The sequence below is a fragment of the Paenibacillus sp. WLX1005 genome (genome assembly GCF_046603685.1).
GTDB lineage: Bacteria > Bacillota > Bacilli > Paenibacillales > Paenibacillaceae > Saccharibacillus.
The window spans coordinates 4,028,900-4,048,501 of the sequence record NZ_CP176756.1 but is presented as its reverse complement, the minus strand read 5'-3'; the positions used below and the strand labels follow the sequence as shown (position 1 = coordinate 4,048,501).

General features: G+C 45.1%; 18 protein-coding genes. 10 read left to right on the top strand and 8 right to left on the bottom strand.

Annotation, left to right across the window (positions count from 1 at the left end; genetic code table 11):
• Positions 1-137: 137 nt before the first annotated feature.
• On the bottom strand, positions 138-848 hold the full coding sequence (locus tag ACE3MZ_RS17285) for an MgtC/SapB family protein (RefSeq protein ID WP_411343375.1): 711 nt from the start codon (positions 846-848) through the stop codon (positions 138-140).
• A 482-nt stretch (positions 849-1,330) separates the two neighbouring features.
• Between ACE3MZ_RS17285 and ACE3MZ_RS17280 the strand changes: the two genes are divergently transcribed.
• The 3 genes from ACE3MZ_RS17280 (at position 1,331) to ACE3MZ_RS17270 (ending at position 3,831) form a co-directional block, all read left to right on the top strand.
• The gene (locus ACE3MZ_RS17280) at positions 1,331-2,182 is read left to right on the top strand and encodes an amino acid ABC transporter substrate-binding protein (protein ID WP_411343374.1); all 852 of its coding nucleotides are present in this window, start codon (positions 1,331-1,333) and stop codon (positions 2,180-2,182) included.
• A 150-nt stretch (positions 2,183-2,332) separates the two neighbouring features.
• Positions 2,333-3,001 carry an amino acid ABC transporter permease gene (locus ACE3MZ_RS17275; protein ID WP_411343373.1) on the top strand — a complete coding sequence of 223 codons (669 nt, stop codon included), beginning with the start codon at positions 2,333-2,335 and terminating at the stop codon, positions 2,999-3,001.
• Between the two features lie 77 nt (positions 3,002-3,078).
• Positions 3,079-3,831 (top strand): amino acid ABC transporter ATP-binding protein, encoded by a 753-nt coding sequence (locus ACE3MZ_RS17270; protein WP_411346829.1) that lies wholly within the window; start codon positions 3,079-3,081, stop codon positions 3,829-3,831.
• A gap of 83 nt (positions 3,832-3,914) precedes the next feature.
• Here ACE3MZ_RS17270 and ACE3MZ_RS17265 read toward each other — a convergent pair whose 3' ends face one another.
• Positions 3,915-4,808, bottom strand: a complete 894-nt coding sequence (locus ACE3MZ_RS17265; RefSeq protein WP_411343372.1) for a LysR family transcriptional regulator — start codon at positions 4,806-4,808, stop codon at positions 3,915-3,917.
• Positions 4,809-4,950: 142 nt separating this feature from the next.
• Between ACE3MZ_RS17265 and ACE3MZ_RS17260 the strand changes: the two genes are divergently transcribed.
• A complete protein-coding gene (locus tag ACE3MZ_RS17260) occupies positions 4,951-5,814 on the top strand; it encodes an alpha/beta fold hydrolase (RefSeq protein WP_411343371.1) in 864 nt (287 codons plus the stop codon).
• A gap of 348 nt (positions 5,815-6,162) precedes the next feature.
• Positions 6,163-7,182 carry a Gfo/Idh/MocA family protein gene (locus ACE3MZ_RS17255; protein WP_411343370.1) on the top strand — a complete coding sequence of 340 codons (1,020 nt, stop codon included), beginning with the start codon at positions 6,163-6,165 and terminating at the stop codon, positions 7,180-7,182.
• A 71-nt stretch (positions 7,183-7,253) separates the two neighbouring features.
• Here ACE3MZ_RS17255 and dctA read toward each other — a convergent pair whose 3' ends face one another.
• The gene (gene dctA, locus ACE3MZ_RS17250) at positions 7,254-8,645 is read right to left on the bottom strand and encodes a C4-dicarboxylate transporter DctA (protein WP_411343369.1); all 1,392 of its coding nucleotides are present in this window, start codon (positions 8,643-8,645) and stop codon (positions 7,254-7,256) included.
• Between the two features lie 487 nt (positions 8,646-9,132).
• On the opposite strand from dctA, the gene ACE3MZ_RS17245 reads away from it, so the two are divergent.
• Complete coding sequence (locus ACE3MZ_RS17245) at positions 9,133-9,381, top strand: hypothetical protein (protein ID WP_411343368.1); 249 nt, start codon at positions 9,133-9,135, stop codon at positions 9,379-9,381.
• Here the strand turns inward: ACE3MZ_RS17245 and ACE3MZ_RS17240 are convergent.
• Both ACE3MZ_RS17240 and ACE3MZ_RS17235 read right to left on the bottom strand, forming a co-directional pair.
• Complete coding sequence (locus ACE3MZ_RS17240) at positions 9,349-10,644, bottom strand: MFS transporter (RefSeq protein ID WP_411346828.1); 1,296 nt, start codon at positions 10,642-10,644, stop codon at positions 9,349-9,351. The two genes, ACE3MZ_RS17245 and ACE3MZ_RS17240, sit on opposite strands and share 33 nt — an antisense overlap.
• 204 nt (positions 10,645-10,848) lie before the next feature.
• The gene (locus tag ACE3MZ_RS17235; RefSeq protein WP_411343367.1) at positions 10,849-11,172 is read right to left on the bottom strand and encodes a DUF3817 domain-containing protein; all 324 of its coding nucleotides are present in this window, start codon (positions 11,170-11,172) and stop codon (positions 10,849-10,851) included.
• A 421-nt stretch (positions 11,173-11,593) separates the two neighbouring features.
• Between ACE3MZ_RS17235 and ACE3MZ_RS17230 the strand changes: the two genes are divergently transcribed.
• Complete coding sequence (locus ACE3MZ_RS17230) at positions 11,594-13,285, top strand: methyl-accepting chemotaxis protein (RefSeq protein WP_411343366.1); 1,692 nt, start codon at positions 11,594-11,596, stop codon at positions 13,283-13,285.
• 191 nt (positions 13,286-13,476) lie between these two features.
• On the opposite strand, the gene fabV is transcribed toward ACE3MZ_RS17230, so the two are convergent.
• Positions 13,477-14,667 (bottom strand): enoyl-ACP reductase FabV, encoded by a 1,191-nt coding sequence (gene fabV / locus ACE3MZ_RS17225; protein WP_411343365.1) that lies wholly within the window; start codon positions 14,665-14,667, stop codon positions 13,477-13,479.
• A 280-nt stretch (positions 14,668-14,947) separates the two neighbouring features.
• Here fabV and ACE3MZ_RS17220 point away from each other — a divergent pair, with 280 nt between their 5' ends.
• The 3 genes from ACE3MZ_RS17220 (at position 14,948) to ACE3MZ_RS17210 (ending at position 17,777) form a co-directional block, all read left to right on the top strand.
• Positions 14,948-15,487 (top strand): TetR/AcrR family transcriptional regulator, encoded by a 540-nt coding sequence (locus ACE3MZ_RS17220; protein ID WP_411343364.1) that lies wholly within the window; start codon positions 14,948-14,950, stop codon positions 15,485-15,487.
• Positions 15,488-16,041: 554 nt separating this feature from the next.
• Positions 16,042-17,112 (top strand): SDR family NAD(P)-dependent oxidoreductase, encoded by a 1,071-nt coding sequence (locus ACE3MZ_RS17215; protein ID WP_411343363.1) that lies wholly within the window; start codon positions 16,042-16,044, stop codon positions 17,110-17,112.
• A gap of 233 nt (positions 17,113-17,345) precedes the next feature.
• Positions 17,346-17,777, top strand: a complete 432-nt coding sequence (locus tag ACE3MZ_RS17210) for a LysM peptidoglycan-binding domain-containing protein (protein WP_411343362.1) — start codon at positions 17,346-17,348, stop codon at positions 17,775-17,777.
• A 228-nt stretch (positions 17,778-18,005) separates the two neighbouring features.
• Here ACE3MZ_RS17210 and ACE3MZ_RS17205 read toward each other — a convergent pair whose 3' ends face one another.
• The gene (locus ACE3MZ_RS17205; RefSeq protein ID WP_411343361.1) at positions 18,006-18,761 is read right to left on the bottom strand and encodes a hypothetical protein; all 756 of its coding nucleotides are present in this window, start codon (positions 18,759-18,761) and stop codon (positions 18,006-18,008) included.
• A gap of 328 nt (positions 18,762-19,089) precedes the next feature.
• On the bottom strand, positions 19,090-19,578 hold the full coding sequence (locus ACE3MZ_RS17200) for a DUF1641 domain-containing protein (protein ID WP_411343360.1): 489 nt from the start codon (positions 19,576-19,578) through the stop codon (positions 19,090-19,092).
• Positions 19,579-19,602 lie beyond the last annotated feature (24 nt).

Genomic DNA, 19,602 nt, shown 5'->3' with positions numbered 1-19,602 from the left:
ATCAAGGCAATACAGCTCATTATTTCCTTTTGATCCTATGCTAATTCATTATGATGGTAACAAAGTACAAAAGACTCCAATCTGGATAATGGATGTGGAGTCTTTTGTGCTTTATTCAATACGTGCATACGATTCAACTATTCCAGATTGATCATGCGTACATCGGGCTGGGATTGCAAAAGAAGCAAAATGTCTGACGTTTTCAGAGAAGCTGGGAATTTGATCTCCATCCGCAACTCAATTTCTGACTGAATATGAGAATCGTGAATATCTGGGTTGTTTTGCGTCGGTTCGGTTGTTTGCGAATATAGCTTGATCACATGTACTTCATTTTCTTCTAATACATCAAGCAAATTTTCCACTGGATCGGTATGATTCACTAATCGTACATGTAGCTGATGCGAATGTGCTGCTAATACTGGCGCGCCACGTCCATGCATTGCAAATTGAACGAGCAGAATGAGTAAAGTCACCCCAATACCTATCCAGTACATACCAGCGCCAATCGCCATACCGACACCAGCAGTAGCCCAGATGCCAGCTGCCGTTGTCAATCCTTTGACCTTTTGCTTGTTCATAAAGATCGTACCTGCTCCAAGAAATCCGACACCACTTACGATCTGGGCGGCAACCCGGGACGGATCAAGTGAGACATTGCTCCAGTTTTCCATATCAGTAAAGCCATATTTGGAAATAACCATCATCAGTGATGCACCAACTGCCACGATAAAATGTGTACGAATTCCCGCTTCCTTATGTCGACTCCGTCGTTCGTAGCCAACCAGTACTCCGCAAAGCCCGGCAATTACTACTCTGAAAATATGCTCCAGTGTTACAAGGGTTAGCATGCGATAACCTCCTTTTTACGATAGTTCTTATTGCGACGCATCATAGATACAAGTACATACGAAGCTCTACATATACTCTTTTGTATATACCCGCAATAGAAGGAAATAGCATAAATTATGGATATAAAATGAATGTTTCATGAGAAACTCTCAATACCCACTAAATGTATCGGAAAAACAGTTGACGTAGCATGACAGACAGTGTACTATTCAATTTGCAGTTCGTTATTTTTTGAGACCAGGTGAACAAAACGGATGTACCGGATGGAAGCCATTTTACAAAAAAGACGAGGCAGTCCATCACTGGACTTTGACGGCAGACCGTAATCAATATAAACGAGCCAATACCCATGGGAATGTGTAAAGCGGGCGGGTGATTCCGATTCGTCCTGATTTCGAATGCCCGGAATGGTGTATTAAACGAGTATGACGATTATCGACTACCGATCCAAACAACCTACAACAAAGGGGAGTCCTACACAATGAAAAAATGGGGTTCGTTAACACTGATGCTGATTCTGACTATGCTGGTCATTGCAGCGTGCGGTAACAGCTCGAATACAGCAACAACTGGCAGCGGTTCGAATGAGGCGGCTACCAGCAACGAGAGCACTACATCATCTTCCGGTGCAGCTACACTGGAATCGGTAAAAGCAAGCGGCAAACTGCGTATCGGTACAGAAGGTACTTATGCGCCATTCACATACCATGACGAAGCAGGCAAATTGACTGGCTTTGACGTGGACATCGCAACAGAAGTGAGCAAACGTCTGGGCGTAGAGCCAGAATTCATCGAAACTCAGTGGGATGGAATGATCGCTGGTTTGGATGCCAATCGCTTTGACACAGTATTCAACGAAGTAGGTATTACGGAAGAACGTCAGCAGAAATATCTGTTCTCCGATTCGTATATTTCTTCCAAAGCGGTTCTGATCGTTAAAGAAGACAACGCAGATATCAAAGCTTTTACGGACCTGAAAGGCAAAAAGTCTGCTCAGTCCCTGACCAGTAACTTTGGTAAAATTGCGGAGCAAAACGGTGCGGAATTAGTGTCCGTAGACGGTTTCCCACAAGCGGTTGAGCTGCTGGCGTCCGGTCGTGCGGATGCAACAATCAATGATAACCTGTCTTTCCTAGATTTGAAAAAGCAACAGCCTGATGCTCCAATCAAAGTCGTAGCTGAAGAAGCAGATGCTTCCCAGAGCGGTGCAATCTTCAATAAAGGCAGCCAAGACCTGGTTGACGCTGTAAACAAAGCACTGAAAGACATGGTTGCTGATGGTACGTACCTGAAAATCTCCGAGAAATATTTCGGCGAAGATGTTTCCAAATAATCGTTTCGGTTTATAACTGAAAAGCAATGCTTGTTCCGATATCTTGATGATCGCTTATGATCATCAAGATATCGTGCTTTCCGGGTATAATTGAAGAGCAGCATATACAAATCATACATTGCAAAAATCATGATTCAGGGAGGACGGAAGATGACTGATCGGCAGATACAGATTGTAATTGATTCCTTTTGGCCTCTACTTAAAGCTGGTCTGATGTATACACTGCCGCTAGCGCTGGCTTCTTTTGTATTGGGCCTGATTGTGGCAGTACTGACCGCACTGGCGAGAACCTCTAATGTGCGGATTTTGAATTTTATTGCCCAGTTTTATGTATGGATTATTCGCGGTACTCCGCTACTGGTGCAATTGTTTATTATTTTCTATGGTTTACCTACTGTAGGTATTGTCTTGCCACCATTTGTGGCTGCGTTAATCGGTTTTACGCTCAGTGTTGGTGCGTACGGATCGGAGATTGTGCGTGCAGCAATTCAATCGATTTCGAAAGGACAGTGGGAAGCGGCTTACTCGGTCGGTATGACGCGAGGACAGGCGCTCAAACGGGTCATCTTACCGCAGGCAGCTCGTGTATCTGTACCGCCTTTGTCTAATTCGTTTATTAGTCTGGTCAAGGATACATCGCTTGCATCCAGCATTACGTATATTGAGATGTTTCGTCAATCACAACAGATTGTGGCGCGCACATACGAAGCGCTTATTCTGTACACGGAAGCGGCAGTCATCTACCTGATGTTTACCTCCGTGCTCTTCGTTGTGCAGAGCTTGCTAGAAAAAAGACTCAGCCGTTTCTCGGCGCAATAATATGCTTGTTTGCTTAGCATAATGATAGGCATCCTGTGCATAAAGAATGCTGCTTGCAAAGGAGGAAATGAACAATGATGCTAGAAATACGCAATCTGCACAAAGCCTTCGGCTCACTTGAAGTACTCAAGGGAATCGATGTAGATCTGGAAAAAGGAAAAGTGCTTGTTGTCATCGGTCCTTCGGGCTCTGGCAAAACGACGCTGCTGCGTTGTATGAATTTGCTGGAGATGCCGGATCAAGGGACGTTGAAGCTGAGCGACCGGCAATTGGAGTTTCAACCCGGACGCAAATTAAGCAATCGTAATGTAACCGAGCTGCGTAAACGTACGGGTATGGTATTCCAATCGTATAATCTGTTTCCACATAAAACGGTTATCGAGAATATTATGGAAGGCCCAGTCATTGTCCAGAAAAAAGACAAAGCCAAAGCGCGCCAGACCGCTCAGGAATTGCTGAACAAAGTGGGGCTTGGTGAGCGTGGCGGCTATTACCCGCATCAGCTGTCTGGCGGTCAGCAGCAGCGTGTAGGGATTGCTCGCGCGATGGCGATGGAACCGGATGTATTATTATTCGATGAGCCGACTTCGGCGCTTGACCCAGAGCTGGTTGGCGAAGTATTACGCGTTATCAAGCAGCTGGCACTGGAAGGGCGTACCATGGTGATCGTCACCCATGAAATGAAGTTCGCTGCTGATGTAGCGGATCATGTGATCCTGATGGATAACGGCGTCATTATCGAGCAAGGTCCACCACAACAGGTAATCAACAATCCACAAACTGCGCGCGGACAGCAATTTATGAATCGGATCAGTGGAGAAGATATTTAACATAACGATAGGTATAGCGAGCATCTAATGCACGCTACACATTCCATAATAAAGAGCACCTTTGACTACAAAGGTGCTCTTTATTATATGGATGTATAAGAGGTAGTAGCAAACGTATGCAATTGATCTACCAGCTGCATGAGCAGTGGATCGCTATGATGTTGCGGTGCCCACTGAATGAGCAAAGAACGGCGAATGGAATCTGGTAAAGCTTGTGTATAGAAATAACGTCGCCAATCTTCCGAAAGGCTATTTGCAGGAAGGATCGTGATGCCTTCAAGCGCTTTGGTCATCGCAAGCGTGCTGTGAATAGTTTCGACTTCCATTACTTGTTGAATCCGTAATCCCTGATGTCTTACATAAGGGGCAATCCATTCCTTGCATCCCGACAACGGCATCACAAATCGATATTGCGACAGATCCTCAAGTGCAACAGGAGCAGGAAGGGTGCGAGAACAGACCAATACATATTCGTCTTCCAATAATGAAGTAGCATGAAAGCCCTGAATGCGTTGCTGTTCAGCCGTAATGATCAATTGAGCGCTACCGGACAATGCCCATTGGTGTACTTCATCGTAACTGCCTTCACGTATTGTCAAGTTGTACTGTTGAACATGTTGTAATCGTTGATGCTCATCCATCGTTTCCATCCAACTAGCCAGCTGATTACTGACGACAGACGGATACGTCGCAATCGTAACATGACGTGCCGGATGACCCGCCATATAGGCGGCTTGTTCCTGAAATTTCTTATATTGCTCCAATACCAACTGAGCTTCTCGAAATAACGACTCACCCGCAGTTGTCAGTGTAGTGCCCTGACGTGAACGGACAAATAACGTCAGACCTAGCTGATTTTCCAATCTGCGCACGATCTGTGTCACAGCTGGTTGAGACAGATGTAATGCAGTGGCTGTATCGCTAATACTGCCCAGACGAGCAACATAAGTAAATACATGAAGATCATCGATGTTCATACAAGCTCTCCTTTGGTCGGTATACCCTTTGTATTATAAAACGTGATGATAAGCATCATTAATATTCATTTTATTTATATTTGAATGAATCGTATAGTGAATTGCAGAGATTATTTATATACAAACGAAGGAGTGATCTGTGATGACACTTGAATGGAATGATGATCGCAATGCTGCCAAGGATGCGGATGTGCCGAAAATGGATACACAGTATAGACGCATAGGAGCATACCAAATTGCCGTGCATCGAATTGGTAAAGGGCAATCGTTACTCTTGCTGCACGGAACACCTGCCTATTCTTATATTTGGCGACAGATTGCTGCTGAACTGGGGCAATATTTTTGCGTGTATCTGTACGATATGCTTGGTTACGGTGAATCGGATAAAGCGATCGATGATGACGTACATCTCGCTGTTCAGGCACAGCTATGTGTGGATATGATACGAGAATTGGAAATACAGGAGCCGCTAGTAGCCGCGCATGATTTTGGTGGGGCAGTTGCGTTACGGGTTCATTTGCTACATCAGATTCCTTTTCGCAAATTGATGTTGTTGGATGTAGTGGCAATGCCGGGATGGGGAACGCCGTTTGCGCAGCTAGTACGCGAATATCATCATGTGTTTCGGCACATTCCGCAGCATATGGCTGAACCTATGATTCGTGCTTATATAGAGACGGCTATGTGTAATCCTCGGCAGGAGGTGCTGGATGCATATATGAAGCCGTGGCAAGGGGATGTAGGAAGAGCGGCATTTTTTAACCAAATCGCTCAGTTTGATCAAACCTATACAGATGAATTTGTTCCTCTGTTGCCAGCGATCTCGATACCTGTTCACATCGTGTGGGGAGAACAGGATCAATGGCTGCCTGCTGCACAGTCAATGCTGCTGTCAGAGCAAATTCCGGGTGCGACATGTACACGAATTCCCAATGCAGGGCATTTTGTACAGGAAGATCAGCCTGCGCGTGTTATAGATGAAATGAAGCGATTTTTTGTGCAATAAGAACATAAACGAATGCATGCAATGAAAGTGGCAGACATGTAGACGATTGCTGCCACTTTTTTATCCCAATTCCATTCTTCCACCCATGTGTTTACTTGAATATTTCAATAAAATGTTTATATGGTTTGCCGAAATTTTGAGTCTGTTCAGCCGACATATGGAAGGCGTCTGTGTATTTATACCCATATATTGTTGTTTGCTTAAACAAAGTTGGTTAATCACTATGTAAGCGTGACAATTTTTGTGTTCCAATACGGCACAAAAGCTGGATAATTGCCCGCTTTTTCGTTAATATAACTGTTGAACACAACAATTAGATCAACTCAATCATTGGGAGGAATGGGATGTATGGGGAAAGTTAGAGTAGCAGTAGTAGGTTGCGGTAGCATTTCAGAACGCCGCCACATTCCAGAATATGCAGTAAACTCAGATGTGGAACTGGTGGGTTTTGCTGATCCAGTTATTGAACGCGCACAGGGTTATGCTGATTTGTATAATGCAAAAGCATATAGTGATTACAAGGAGTTGCTGGCGGCTGGTGGGTTCGATGCTGTAAGCGTATGCACACCGAATGGGCTGCACGCCGAAGTTGCGATTGCGGCTGCCAATGCTGGTGCACACGTACTGGTGGAGAAGCCAATGGCAATCTCTGACGAGGAAGCGCAGCAAATGATCGCTGCTGCTGAGAAAAATAATGTATTTCTGATGGTCGCGCACAACCAGCGCTTGATGCCTCCGCATGTAAAAGCTAAACAAATATTAAAACAAGGATATCTGGGACGTGTACTCACATTCCGTACCGCATTCGGTCACGGTGGGCCGGAAGGCTGGAGTATTGATGGCAAGAACAGCTGGTTCTTCCGCAAAGGTGAAGCAGCGATGGGCGCGATGGGCGATCTGGGTGTACATAAATCCGATATGATCCGCTGGTTGCTGGATGATGAAGTGGTGAGCGTGAGCGCTTTTATCGGCACGCTGGATAAAAAGGATACTGATGTAGACGATAATGCCATCTGCTTGCTGCGTATGGGTAGCGGCGCGATTGGCTCGCTCGTTGCCAGCTGGACTTCATACCGCGGTGAAGACAATGGTACAGTGCTATGGTGCGAGAATGGCGTGATGAAGATCGGAACCGATCCGGTCGATCAGGTGATCGTCGAGCTGAGAGATGGAACGGTAGAGCGTTATCAAGTGGGTGAGATCTCTACTAACGAGAAACAGGTAACTAGTGGCATCGTGGACGAGTTTATCGGTTCGATCACGAACAATGTAGCGCCAACGATCTCCGGCGAAGAAGGACGCAAATCGCTGAATGTGATTCTAGCGGCATTCCGTTCGCAAGAAGAAGGACGTACAATCGATCTGTAAGCAACATAAACAAAAGCTGCTATTCCCCAGCATCATATGCGGGGAATAGCAGCTTTTTCGTTTGGATCAGCTCAAGATTGATCGTATGCCGTTGTGGGCTTGTTCATATTGGTACCGTGATATACAGGTGCTGCCCCAGTAGCAGGATTCAACATTCCTTTTTCACTATTTTGTTGGGATTGTGCTTCTTCTGCATCCAGTTCATCTTCGCTGATTTGACCAGACAGCACTGCTTTCATGCGTGTCGTATCCAGCATACCTTCCCATTTGGCGACGACAAAGGCAGCTACGCAATTTCCCATCAGGTTCGTGAATACGCGCATCGTATCCATAAACCGATCAGCGCCAAGTAATAGCGCAACAACTGCAACCGGGAAAGCGTTCAATGCCGCAGCCGTAGCGGACAATGCCAGAAAAGCAGAACCCGGTACGCCAGCCATACCTTTGGAGCTAAGCATCAGGACAGCCAGAATAGTCAGCTCCTGTACGAGCGTCAGTTCAATACCGACTGACTGTGCCAGAAATACCGTAGCAAGCGACAGATAAATCGACGCGCCATCCAGATTGAATGAATAACCAGTAGGCACGACCAGTCCAACGACAGCACGGTTACAGCCAGCGCGTGTCAGCTTGTCCATCATACGCGGCATGACGACTTCCGACGATGCTGTACCGATTGCCAGCATTACTTCAGAGCGAGTGTAGCGTACGAATTGTAGCAGATTCATGCCAGTGATCCACCATGCAGCCAGTCCAAGCACGACGAGGAACAACAGCGCCGAGGCATAACAGGCGATAATCAGCATTCCGTACGATGCGAGTGTAGCTGCGCCATATGCGCCAACCGTATAAGCAATAGCGCCAAATGCGCCGAGTGGAGCGAGTTTCATAATATAACCGATTACACGGAAGATTAGTTCCATAATCTGATCGACTAGTGTCAGTACATTTTGCTTGAGCGCACCTTCACTGGCAGCCAGTGCTGTACCGAATAGACACGCTAGCAGTAATACTTGCAGCAGTGCATTTTGAGCAAACGCATCGACCGCACTAGTCGGAATGATGTTCAAAATAAAATCAACGGTATGAGGCAGTTCAGCACCGCCAGTTTTGGCAGCAACGGCATTCGGATCGAGGCTAGCTGGATCAATGTTCATACCTGCACCTGGACGTAGCCATTTTGCAGCAACAAGACCGAGTACGAGAGCAACAGTTGTTGCCAGTTCAAACCAGAGGATTGCTTTCAGACCAATTCGACCAACCGCCTTCAGATCGCCAGCTTTGGCGATACCAGCAACAACAACGACGAAGATCAGTGGAGCAATTAGCATTTTGATCAGTTTGATAAATCCGGTTCCAAGCGGTTGCAGCATTTCGCCAACGTTCGGCCAGATCAGACCGACTCCGATACCGATCGCCACCGCTACGATAATCTGGAAAAACAGGGATTTGAAAAATGACATAATAAACCTCCTTCAAAATGAACTGCCAGTACAGACACAATCATTGCCACCCAGAATGCCGTTTATGCTGTAAACAATACTGCCGTATAAGCAATATAGAGTATGATCACAACAACAAACAAAGTAGTAAAATCGTTTTGATGTAAACAATAGTCTCATCGCTGAGAGTCATTTGAGCAATTTGAATCTCATGTAGCTTTTTATAACATTTCATTTCGGCGTATAACAGTGAATTTGTCATCTTTTAATACAATGCACAATCCACAATGCAAAAATTGAATCATGATACAAAAAAATAACGAACGATACGTGAAAAATCATCACATACTGTTCGTTATTAGCAACGTTACCATCCGTTTTTGATTGGAGTCGTACGATAAACTGTGGTAAACTATTCAAAGTAAAGCAGGATGACAACATCATATGTACAGCCTGCTTTTACCCTAGCATTCCTAACTTATCTCATGAAATGGAGGGTATACTGCCCATGGCACGTACCACAACGCAAAAAGCAATACGCAAAGCACAGCGCAGCGGACAACTGGCGCCAAGCTTAGAACGCAAAACGAATAAAGCCTATGCCGAGATGTCCCAACACACCCGCATCAAACCTGGCAAACAGGAAAAACTGCAAAAGATCAAACACAAGAAGCGGATTCTGCGAGATGATGCTTCTTTTTTATTGCCTGTCATTCCTGATGAATTAGTCAAACCGTCGAATCCCCGGTATACATAACCCGATAATCAGCAAAGCAATCCCCGCACTACCGAACAGCGTAATCGTCCAGATACCGCCCATATGGTCAGCCAGCCATCCAACAAGCAAATACCCGACTGGCAACAAGGCAAACGAACCAAGCATATCCAGACTCACCACACGACCGAAGCTCTCCGTTGGCACTAGTTCCTGTAAGCTCGTCTCCCACACAAGTGCGAACATCATCATACCGAACCCTTCCAATACCATGACACCGATCAATAGCGGCGGTGAAGACACGACAGTCAGCAGCAATAACGCAACACCGCTCAGCAGTGCGCCACCGTAACCAATCCAACCACGTCGATGCCAGCGGCTACGCGAACCGAACACTATCGCCGCAAGTACTGCTCCGGCACCAACGCCAGCCATTGCCAGACCATAAATGACCGGTGTTAACCCATAATGAGCCTTGAATAGCCAAGGGATCAAGACGACAATAATACCCTGATAACAAATATTCAGTAGTGAGAAGATCACGATTGTAATCCATAACCACTGTTGTCCCATTAGAATGCGGAAGCCTTCCGAGAAATCCATCTTGATCGTCGCCCAATTGCTTACCTTGGTGTTTGACGAGTGAGTAGACGTGATTGTAGCAGCAGTAAGCTTTTGCCGATGTGCCGATACAAAGTGCTTGCTCAGTAAAAGAAAACAAATCAGCGACAGCAGATACGTTAGCGAATCCAGTGCAAATCCACTTCCTGCCGAAGCAAAAGTAATGATCAATCCGCCCACCGCTGGTCCGAGCAGCCGTACACCTTGAATGCTCATCTGACTCAGCGCATTGGCAGCATTACGAATATCCGGGGTAAATATCTCCGCTCGTAACGCGGCGTAAGCAGGATTGAAGATACCATCCATTAGCCCGTATAACGCCAGCGCTATATACAACAAAGGCATCGACAGATGACCGGTAAAGATCAGAATCGCTACTGTCATCATCAGTACGAAGCGTACCGTATTGGTGAATAGTATGAGGCGAATGCGGTCGGTTCGATCTACAATCCAGCCCGATATCGGCAGGACGATCACATTAGGCAACATATAGATCGTCATAGCTAGTCCCATCAGGGTCGCTGAACCAGTCAGATTATAGATCACAATCGGCAAAATAATCATCGTTACAGAGCTGCCCAGCACTGCAATCAATTGACCGAGCCATAAGTACAAAAAGGCTTTGGATTGCCGTAACGGTTGCAGCAATTGTTGCAATGCAGAGGAAGCAGATGCTTCATTCATAGACAGTGCAGAGTTTCGTTTCACGTTAGGATTCCTCTCCGATTCACAATAGACATCCTTGAAGTGTATAGCTTCCTTCCCAGATTGACAATACCTGAATACAGGATTACTAGAGAGATGATACGAGAACAACATTGCTCCTCTATCATGACCAAAAAGCCCCAATCCGGTTATATTCCAGGCAGGGGCTTTCAGGTATAGGCATTATCCTTTTTGAATCTCGGTTTGTGACACGTCAGCAGCTTGCTGGCGATCCAGATACCGATCGAATACGAACGGTCCGAATGGCAGCACGGAAGCGATCAGCCCTAGAATAGCTTGCTTGATGTTCAGTTTGCGCAGAATCAGTGTCAGCAGAATAGCAGCCACATAAGCAACAAACAGAACGCCGTGGATCATGCCCACATATGTAACGGCTAACGGCATATTGGCAAAATACTTGAGCGGCATTGCAATCAGAACAAGCAGCAAATAAGAGACCGCTTCCACATGACCGACCACACGCAGCGTTTTGAGTATATTTCCCATTCTTCATAGCTCCTTCGGCAGGCGAACCCGCAACATATAATGAAAATGGTTTTAATTGTAACTATTCAAATATAACCTAAAATTCCGCGGCATGGAGACGATTAAAGTTACAACTTTTTGAAACCTCTCTATGTTCCAACTCGTCCTACTGCTAATCAATCATCCCTGTACAACTGTGGTTCCAGAAGGCTTCCATTTTTCATTGTTCAATTGTAAACGCTGTGTAAAATCAAAGGAAAAAGATATGCGTGAACATGCAAAAATACGCCCCATATCAACCACTTTTTCCATCATATGGATGTAAAATTGAAGTTTGTTTAACGCTATGTAAAATTTAATAAAGTCGCTAAACTATCACGTAAAATGTCCGATAAATATGGATGCTACTCATTCATAAGTTTTCCATCGGAGGCATCACTTCATGAAAGTTAGAACAAAACTTATCGCCATTCTAGTTATCCTTGTCGGCGCTATTATCGGCACCGGTGCTTTGTCTGTCGTTACGATTAGTCAATCTATCCAGCAAAGTAATCTGTTGCAGGACAAAATGGAACTGCAACAAAATATGAAACAGCTTGAATTTCTGCTTGCGGGTCTGTCCAACGATGAGCGTGGTTATCTGCTTACCGGTGATGCCGACTATGCAGAAGGCATGCAAAAGAAAATCAAGGAAATTCAATCGACGCAGACCCTTGTGCAACAATCGTCTGCATCCACTCCGTATACAACCGATATTCAAACGATTGACTCTACCTTCACCAAGATTCTTGATCTGAATACGAAAATGCTATCGCTGCGTACGACTGACCTGAATGCCGCCGAAGATGTGCATTTTGGTGAAGAACGTACTTTGCGCAAGCAGGTGCTGAGTCCAGCTGTTGATAACGTAGTTAGCTTGCTGCAAACCGAAGTACAGCAGTTGAAGCAGGCTGCTGATGAACAGGCTCACCAGCGCAACTTTATTTTGCTAGCTGTTATCGCGGTCACTTCACTGGTAGGTATCGTACTTGGCATTCTCCTGCTGCGGTCGATTCTGAAGCCACTGCATTTGTTGAATACGCAAATGAATGCAATTGCCGAAGGCGAAGCCGATCTAACACGCCGCATTGATATTCGGCAAAAAGATGAGTTTGGCGCACTGGCAAATAGCTTTAACCGTTTTGTCGCTTCGTTGCGCGATATCGTTAGCCAGATTGGTGCATCGTCAGAAATGGTTGCTGCGTCTGCTGAACAATTTTCTGCCAGTGCCGGTCAATCCAAAGCGACCTCCGGTCAAGTTGCCGAGTCTATGCAGGTCATCGCGGACAAGGCTGGATATCAAACCCGGCAGCTGGAACGCAATACTGCCGCTCTGCAAACGTCTCTGGACAAACTCAGTGCCATTTCTACGAATACGACTTCCATGGCAGACTTCTCACGCAATATGCGGGATCAGGCAGAATCTGGCGAGCAGTCGATCAGCAAGGTTGGTCAGCAAATGACATCAATCCATCATTCCGTACTGCAAACCGATCAAAGTGTCGATACACTCGCAAGTCATGCTGCTCAGATCGACACAATGACTACATTAATCAATCAAATTGCGACCCAGACGAATCTGCTCGCACTGAATGCCGCGATCGAAGCGGCGCGCGCTGGTGAGCATGGTTCTGGTTTTGCCGTTGTTGCTGACGAAGTGCGCAAGCTAGCAGAACAATCTGCCGATGCCGCGAGTCAGATCAAAGAACTGGTCGTACGTATCCAGACCGAAACGCAATCTGCACAATCGTATATCCAAATGGTCAAAGAAGAAGTTCAAACTGGTACGGAGCTAACAGGTACAACCGTGCAGCAATTCCGTCAGATCGTTACCGCAGCTGAACAGATTTCCGATCAAACTCGTCAGATTGCTGACAATGCTGTCCAGATGAACCGTGACTTTACTGATTCGTCGCTTATGCTGCAAGAAGTCAATGCAGGCACTCGCGATATCTCAGGCAGCACCGAAGAGATTGCTGCCGCAACTGAACAACAGCTCGCATCGAGCGAAGAAATTCTGCACTCTGCCGCTTCCTTGACGACGCTGGCAACCGAACTCCAAACACTGGTGCATCGATTCAAAGTAGCGGAATAACCCATTCCTTATCATTATTCCATCTACAGATGTAGCAATGTAGTGACTCATATAACAGCTTTACTATATGCACCGTGCATGTCGCATCTATCGTTGCAACAATAGAATACTAGTCGTAAAACAAAGAAACAGGCACCTATATCATAAGGTGCCTGTTTCTTTGTTTTGTAAAATATGAAGTACGTATCAGCTTAGCGAGTATGAGCAATTTGTACATCTGGCTCAGTATCAGCTTCATAATCGACGTCGTCTGTCTCAAAGCCAAACAGTTGGAAGAACTCTTTGCGGAAGCCTTCCAGATCGGTCAGCTCGTACACATTTTCAGTACGCAGTGCGTCCCAGATCTTCGCCACTTCTGCTTGCACATCCTCACGCATTTCCCAATCGTCTAGACGCAGACGGTCTTTGTCATCGACTGGTGTCTCGCCTTCGATATAGAGGCGTTCGGCAAACATGCGGTACATTTGCTCAATACAACCTTCATGCACGCCTTTTTCTTTCATTACTTTGTACAGTGCAGACATGTACAGCGGGACAACTGGAATAGCGGAGCTGGATTGGGTTACAAGTGCTTTACATACCGCTACATACGCTTGACCGCCTTTGGCACCAAGCTGCTCATTCATGCTGCGAGCAGTGTCTTCCAGATGATTCTTCGCCTGACCGATTGAACCTTGACGATAGATCGCCTGCGTAATATCGGAACCGATATAAGAAAAAGCGACTGTAACAACATCATCTGTCAGTACATCGGCTGCATGTAACTGATCGATCCACGATTTCCAGTCATCGCCGCCCATTACGCGTATTGTTGCATCGATTTCTTCCTGTGATGCAGGCTCAATGCTGATCTCGGTAACATCACCAGTATGGAAGTTTACAGTTTTGTTCGTGTATGTCTCACCAATAGGCTTCAATACAGATGTAAACGTCTCGCCTGTATTAGGGTCAGTACGACGTGGTGCAGCTACACTGTAAATCACCATATCAACTTTACCAAATTCCGCGCGGATCGCTTCAATCGTATCGGCTTTTAATTCGTTGGTAAACGCATCGCCGATCACGCTGAACGATTTCAGTCCTGCATCCTGTGCTGCCTGTTCGAAGGCAGCGGAATTGTACCATCCTGCTGATGCTGTGCGTCCTTTGATCGAAGCGCCGTCACGGTATACACCGATGGTATTAGCACCTGCACTAAAAGCAGCCACAATACGTGCCGACAGACCATAACCGGTCGAAGCGCCGATAACGAGCACATTGCGTGGACCTTTGACAGCAGGTTGGGATTGTACATATTCAATCTGTTCCTGTACCTGACGTGCACATCCATCTGGATGCGCAGTAGTACAAATAAAACCGCGGGTTCTTGGTTTGATAATCATAATCTATAGTCCTCGCTTTCTTATCCATGCTTATCGATAATCAATCGTATACATACCTGCTTATTGTAGCATTTTTTGCGTTGGCTGGCATCTGGGAAGGTAGATGGAGCAGGGGAGTAGAGGAATATCGGTAAACGCTATGACCTATCAATGGTTTAGCAAGAATCATACCAACCAATTAGAAGTAATATATTGGCTAAAAGCTCTTGCTATCTGCTGCAAGATGATTTATATTGATTTTAGTAATTGATCAATCACTAAAAATAACTGGAGGCTCAGCATGAAAAAAGTGAGTGCGACCTCGATCAATCGGCGTAATGAGATTGTTGCTGCTGCGATTGAAGTGTTTGCTGAAACGGGGTATTATCGCGCCACGACAGCGCAAGTAGCTGAACGAGCCGAAATCTCGCAGCCGTATGTGTTCCGCTTTTTCTCGACGAAGGAGTCGCTGTTGATCGGCGCATTGGAAGCATCATGGGTGCGGATTAAGGAAGCATTCGGGCACATTATTCGTGCAGCTGCACCGGAACAGCTAGAGCAAGAACTGGTAGAAGCGTACGCTCGTATTATGCAGGAGCATCGCAATGAGATTGTACTGCAAATGCAAGCGCAAACGATTCAGGAGCCTGCCGTCCATGAAGTGATGCAGCGTAATTTCCGCGAAGTACATCAAGTGGTAGTACAGGCATTTACGGATGCGGGCATTGAACATCCATATGATCGTACATTGATCTTTCTCGCACGTGGTATGCTATGCAATATTTCTATGTCGCTGGATCTTCCCGAATTGATGCAAAGTGAGCTGCGTACACACCAATGATTTTACAGATATCCTGACAGGATGAATGAGCTATAGATGGTTACATTTATGAATATGGATAGCCCCATATTTCTATATTTCATTGATTCTGTCAGGAAACAGTTACATGTAGAGGATATTGACCGTGAGATAATACAGCTTGCCATAATATCGTTCGACACTAACTTTTGAAAGGCGATTTTTCATTTCGATCTATTTTGATTCGGATTTATATCAAACGAACGATTATGGAACAAACAATTATAAATGAGAAGCTGGAAATATTATAAGAACAAACGATATAGAAAAAACAGTATCTGCCTATCGAATGATATTGCTCAGGTCGAATGATAGTAAGCCGAATGATAGGTATCGGATAGATGAAGAACTGCATCTATAAAAAATATGTTTAACAGTATATGCACCAGAGAAATATTTTTTTGACTTTTTGTAATTGATCAATTACTCACAAATATGTCGTCTTGTTTATTTTATACAATGCATCATCTGAGTGTATGCAATCCGTCATCTGGCAGTCAGGTTTACCAATTCCATTCTATAAAGGAGCGATTACTATGAACATGTATGATCCAATGTCGTCACCATCTCGTTCAATGGATATACAGGAGCAACAGCAGCAATCGAATGGTCATCACTCGTATGAGTCACAACGCTATCTCTACCAGCCTATTTCATCCGCGCTTGTGCTCGGTGCAACTGGTGGAACAGGGAGAGTAATTGTAGAAGAGTTGTTACGCCGCAATATTGCTGTTACTGCTTTTGGACGCTCATCTGCCAAGCTAGAGCAGTTGTCTACTGAGCTAAGGCATCCCGCATTGTTACGGCATTACACTGGCGATGTTTTCCAAACAGAGGATGTGCAAGCGGCAGCGAAGGGAGTGGAGGTTATATTTCAATGTGCTGCTGTTCCGTATCATGAAATGAATGATCGCCAACTGCCGTTAGCGCTATCGGTATTGCAGGCAGCCGAGAATATGGGCATCAAAGTTGTCGTAGTAGACGGCATTTATCCATATAGTGTTCGTTCTGGTAGCGAACCGATTGATGAGAATTATCCCAAACATCCGCCTACTGTCAAAGGTCGCACCAAGCTAGCGCTGGAGCAATCTATTTTTCATGCACGCTGGCAATCGCTGCAAGCGATGATTGTGCGTTTACCCGACTATTATGGTCCATCTGCGAATCAGGCATCGTATTTGTTCTCGACATTGCAATCTATTGCGAATGGGAAAACCGCCATCTTTATCGGCAATACGCATATAGCGCGTGAATATGTATATTTGCCAGATGCGGCACAGATGATTGTAGAACTAGCATGCCGTGAACAAGCGTATGGACAGAACTGGCATATTCCATCCGCTGGACCGATCCAGGGCAAAGCACTGATCCATCTGGCAAGAGAAGCCGCAGCTCAAGGCAACAAGCTTGTGATTCCGCTAGGCAAATGGTCGTTGAGACTGCTAGGGACATTTGTACCTGTGATGAAGGAGATTGTGGAGATGCTGTATTTGACCGAGAAGCCATTGCTGCTTAGTGGTCGTAAATATGAGCAATATGTGGGAGACATTCCGCGGACTTCGTATAAAGACGGAATAGCCATAACGATTCAACATCTTCAACAATAAGTAATTGATTACTAACAAACTTTGAAAAGTTTTAAAAAGAGGTTTAGAATATATGTAGGTTGGTTAACTATATATTAGGAATCGATTTTACAAAATATAATAAAAATATCTTTAGATAGTATTGCAATCTTCTTTAATTAGTGGTATATTTGATTCATGAAGTTACGAAGTGGTTATAAATAACCTATCGAAAGCTAATTACAAAATATAAATGATGAAGAGGAGCCATTACCATGAGTACAAAATTTAGCAAAATCCTGATGTCCACTGCTTTAGCCGCAAGTCTAGGTGCCGTAGCCGTAGCTGTTCCAGTTGGAGGTAGCCACGCATACGCTGCAACAAACGATCAATCTGCTGCTGACAAACGTAAAGACAAAGAAGAACGTATGGCTGATAACAAAGCATTCCAAGAAGCACAAGCTGCTGAATTCAACCGTCTGTTCGGTACACAAGAAGATAGCACAACAACACAAGAACAACCTGCTAACTCGCCTACAACTACTGAATCCACTACAACAACTACCAAAGACGGTGTTACTGTTGTCGTTCCACAAGGTGCCAGCCTTGCCGAAATCGCTGCTCAATATGGTATCACTGTAGATGAGCTGGTTGCTGCCAACAACCTGCTGCCTGCTGGAACTCAACTGACTATTCCGCAAAAATAAGAACGTAACAAATATTTATCTTATATCCCATCCAACCTTTATGTTCAAGATCGGCCAAAAACCCCTGGTTACGCTACATCTGCCAAATGCAGCATAACCGTTCACATAAAAAGCTGACGTCCTCCCCTGAACGTCAGCTTTTTTTGCGTTTTCTATATTCTTTTGCGGATTGCAATGCCTCCTTGCTAACAATTATGCAAGGTAGAAGGGGAGTCGAAGCAACATCTATCAAGAGCGAACGAGATAGGATGTAGTTAACGGAACAAACAGTACGGAACCTTTATCATAATCTGTAATTTGTACAAAGATCGCCTTCGTGCCACTTACATCAACATCAACGGATTGAATTCCTTGAGTGGAAGATAACGATACCTTTTTAAGCGATATGCCGTCCAGATCTTTAATATCGATTTGTTGATTTCCGTTCAACACTCCTAATTCTAAGTGTAATTTGGAATATTTATTATCCGTCATGATTTGGAAATCGGTGTAGGACTGAGGTTCTTTGTTCAAATATACATCTTTGTAATCTTTTCCATTGTATACGGTATCGGCAGGGTCTTTGGTGTGGAGAATGGATGTGCCGAGAACAGTGGTGCCGAGTACGCTAAGTGTTTGCTGATTAGCAGATGAAGTAGAGTCGCTTCCGCCAGGCGTTGTTCCTGAACCGGAGCCACCAGTTGAAGTGCCGGTAGAGCCACCGATACTTACAGATGAAGAGGCACTATCATACGTTACCGGAATATCCATCAAGTCACCTACGGCACGCACTGGCAAATATGTAGTTCCGTTGTAAGTGATCGGCAGCATGACTTTCCCGCTGGCATCTTTTGCCTGTACGGTAGAGCCGCCTACTTTCAATGCAATGGTGCTGTTCAAATATGCTTTAATCGGCTGCAATCCGGTAGCCGCTACTGCACCAGTACTAATGCCAAGTGTCAATGCAGCAGTAACCAATAAAGCTGTTCCCTTTTTGTTCATCATTATTCCTCCTCGTTGTGGATAATAGAGTGAATTAACAGAGTACACAAATGGAATAATTTTCATAATTATTCTAGCTATACGTATAACACATGATTGTTAAAATCGAATATTCTATAATTAATATGTATAAAATATATATTTCACTATGATTATATTTATTGGTAACGGTTACATATATTTCTTTTGGTAAAAGGGTAGGAAACGAGAGACAAAATACAAAGTACAAGAAAAGATATAGCAGAATTAAAAAATCGGCAGAAGCGTAAAGCTCCTGCCGTGTATGATTCACTTTAAAGCATAGTTGAAAGTATAGTCGAAGTGAATTACTTTAGTGCTTGGTGGAGTCGTTTTTTAGACCATGACCGAGCCCTTTGAGAAAACGAAGTCCAAATCCGAGTGCGCGCTGAATATCTGGGTCTTTCATAGCACGTAGCATGGACAGCAGCCCGACCTTCTCGGTTGATGGTTTGGCAGCTTCTTTAAGACCTTCCTGTACACTGCTCATCAGCTGTGATGTTTGTGCCGGATCGACCGCAGTTAATGCGCCTGCCGCTGCCATACCGTTATTGATCAGATTGGTAATCTCTTTGCGCGATACCTGTCCGAGAACGATCTCGGCAATCTCGGCTTTGGCTTTGATCATGGATTCAGCAGCACCGAGGATGCCGCTGCTCTCTAGTTCGCGCAGGATGGATAAGGAACGCTCCAAGGCAGCATTGGATTCGGATAGCTGTTTTTGCAGCTGATCAATGACTTGTTGCTGCTGTTCCTGTTCAGTTAGTACTTTTTTGCGAATCGTGGTAATAGGTGCAGCCATGCAAAACCCTCCTTTATACATAAT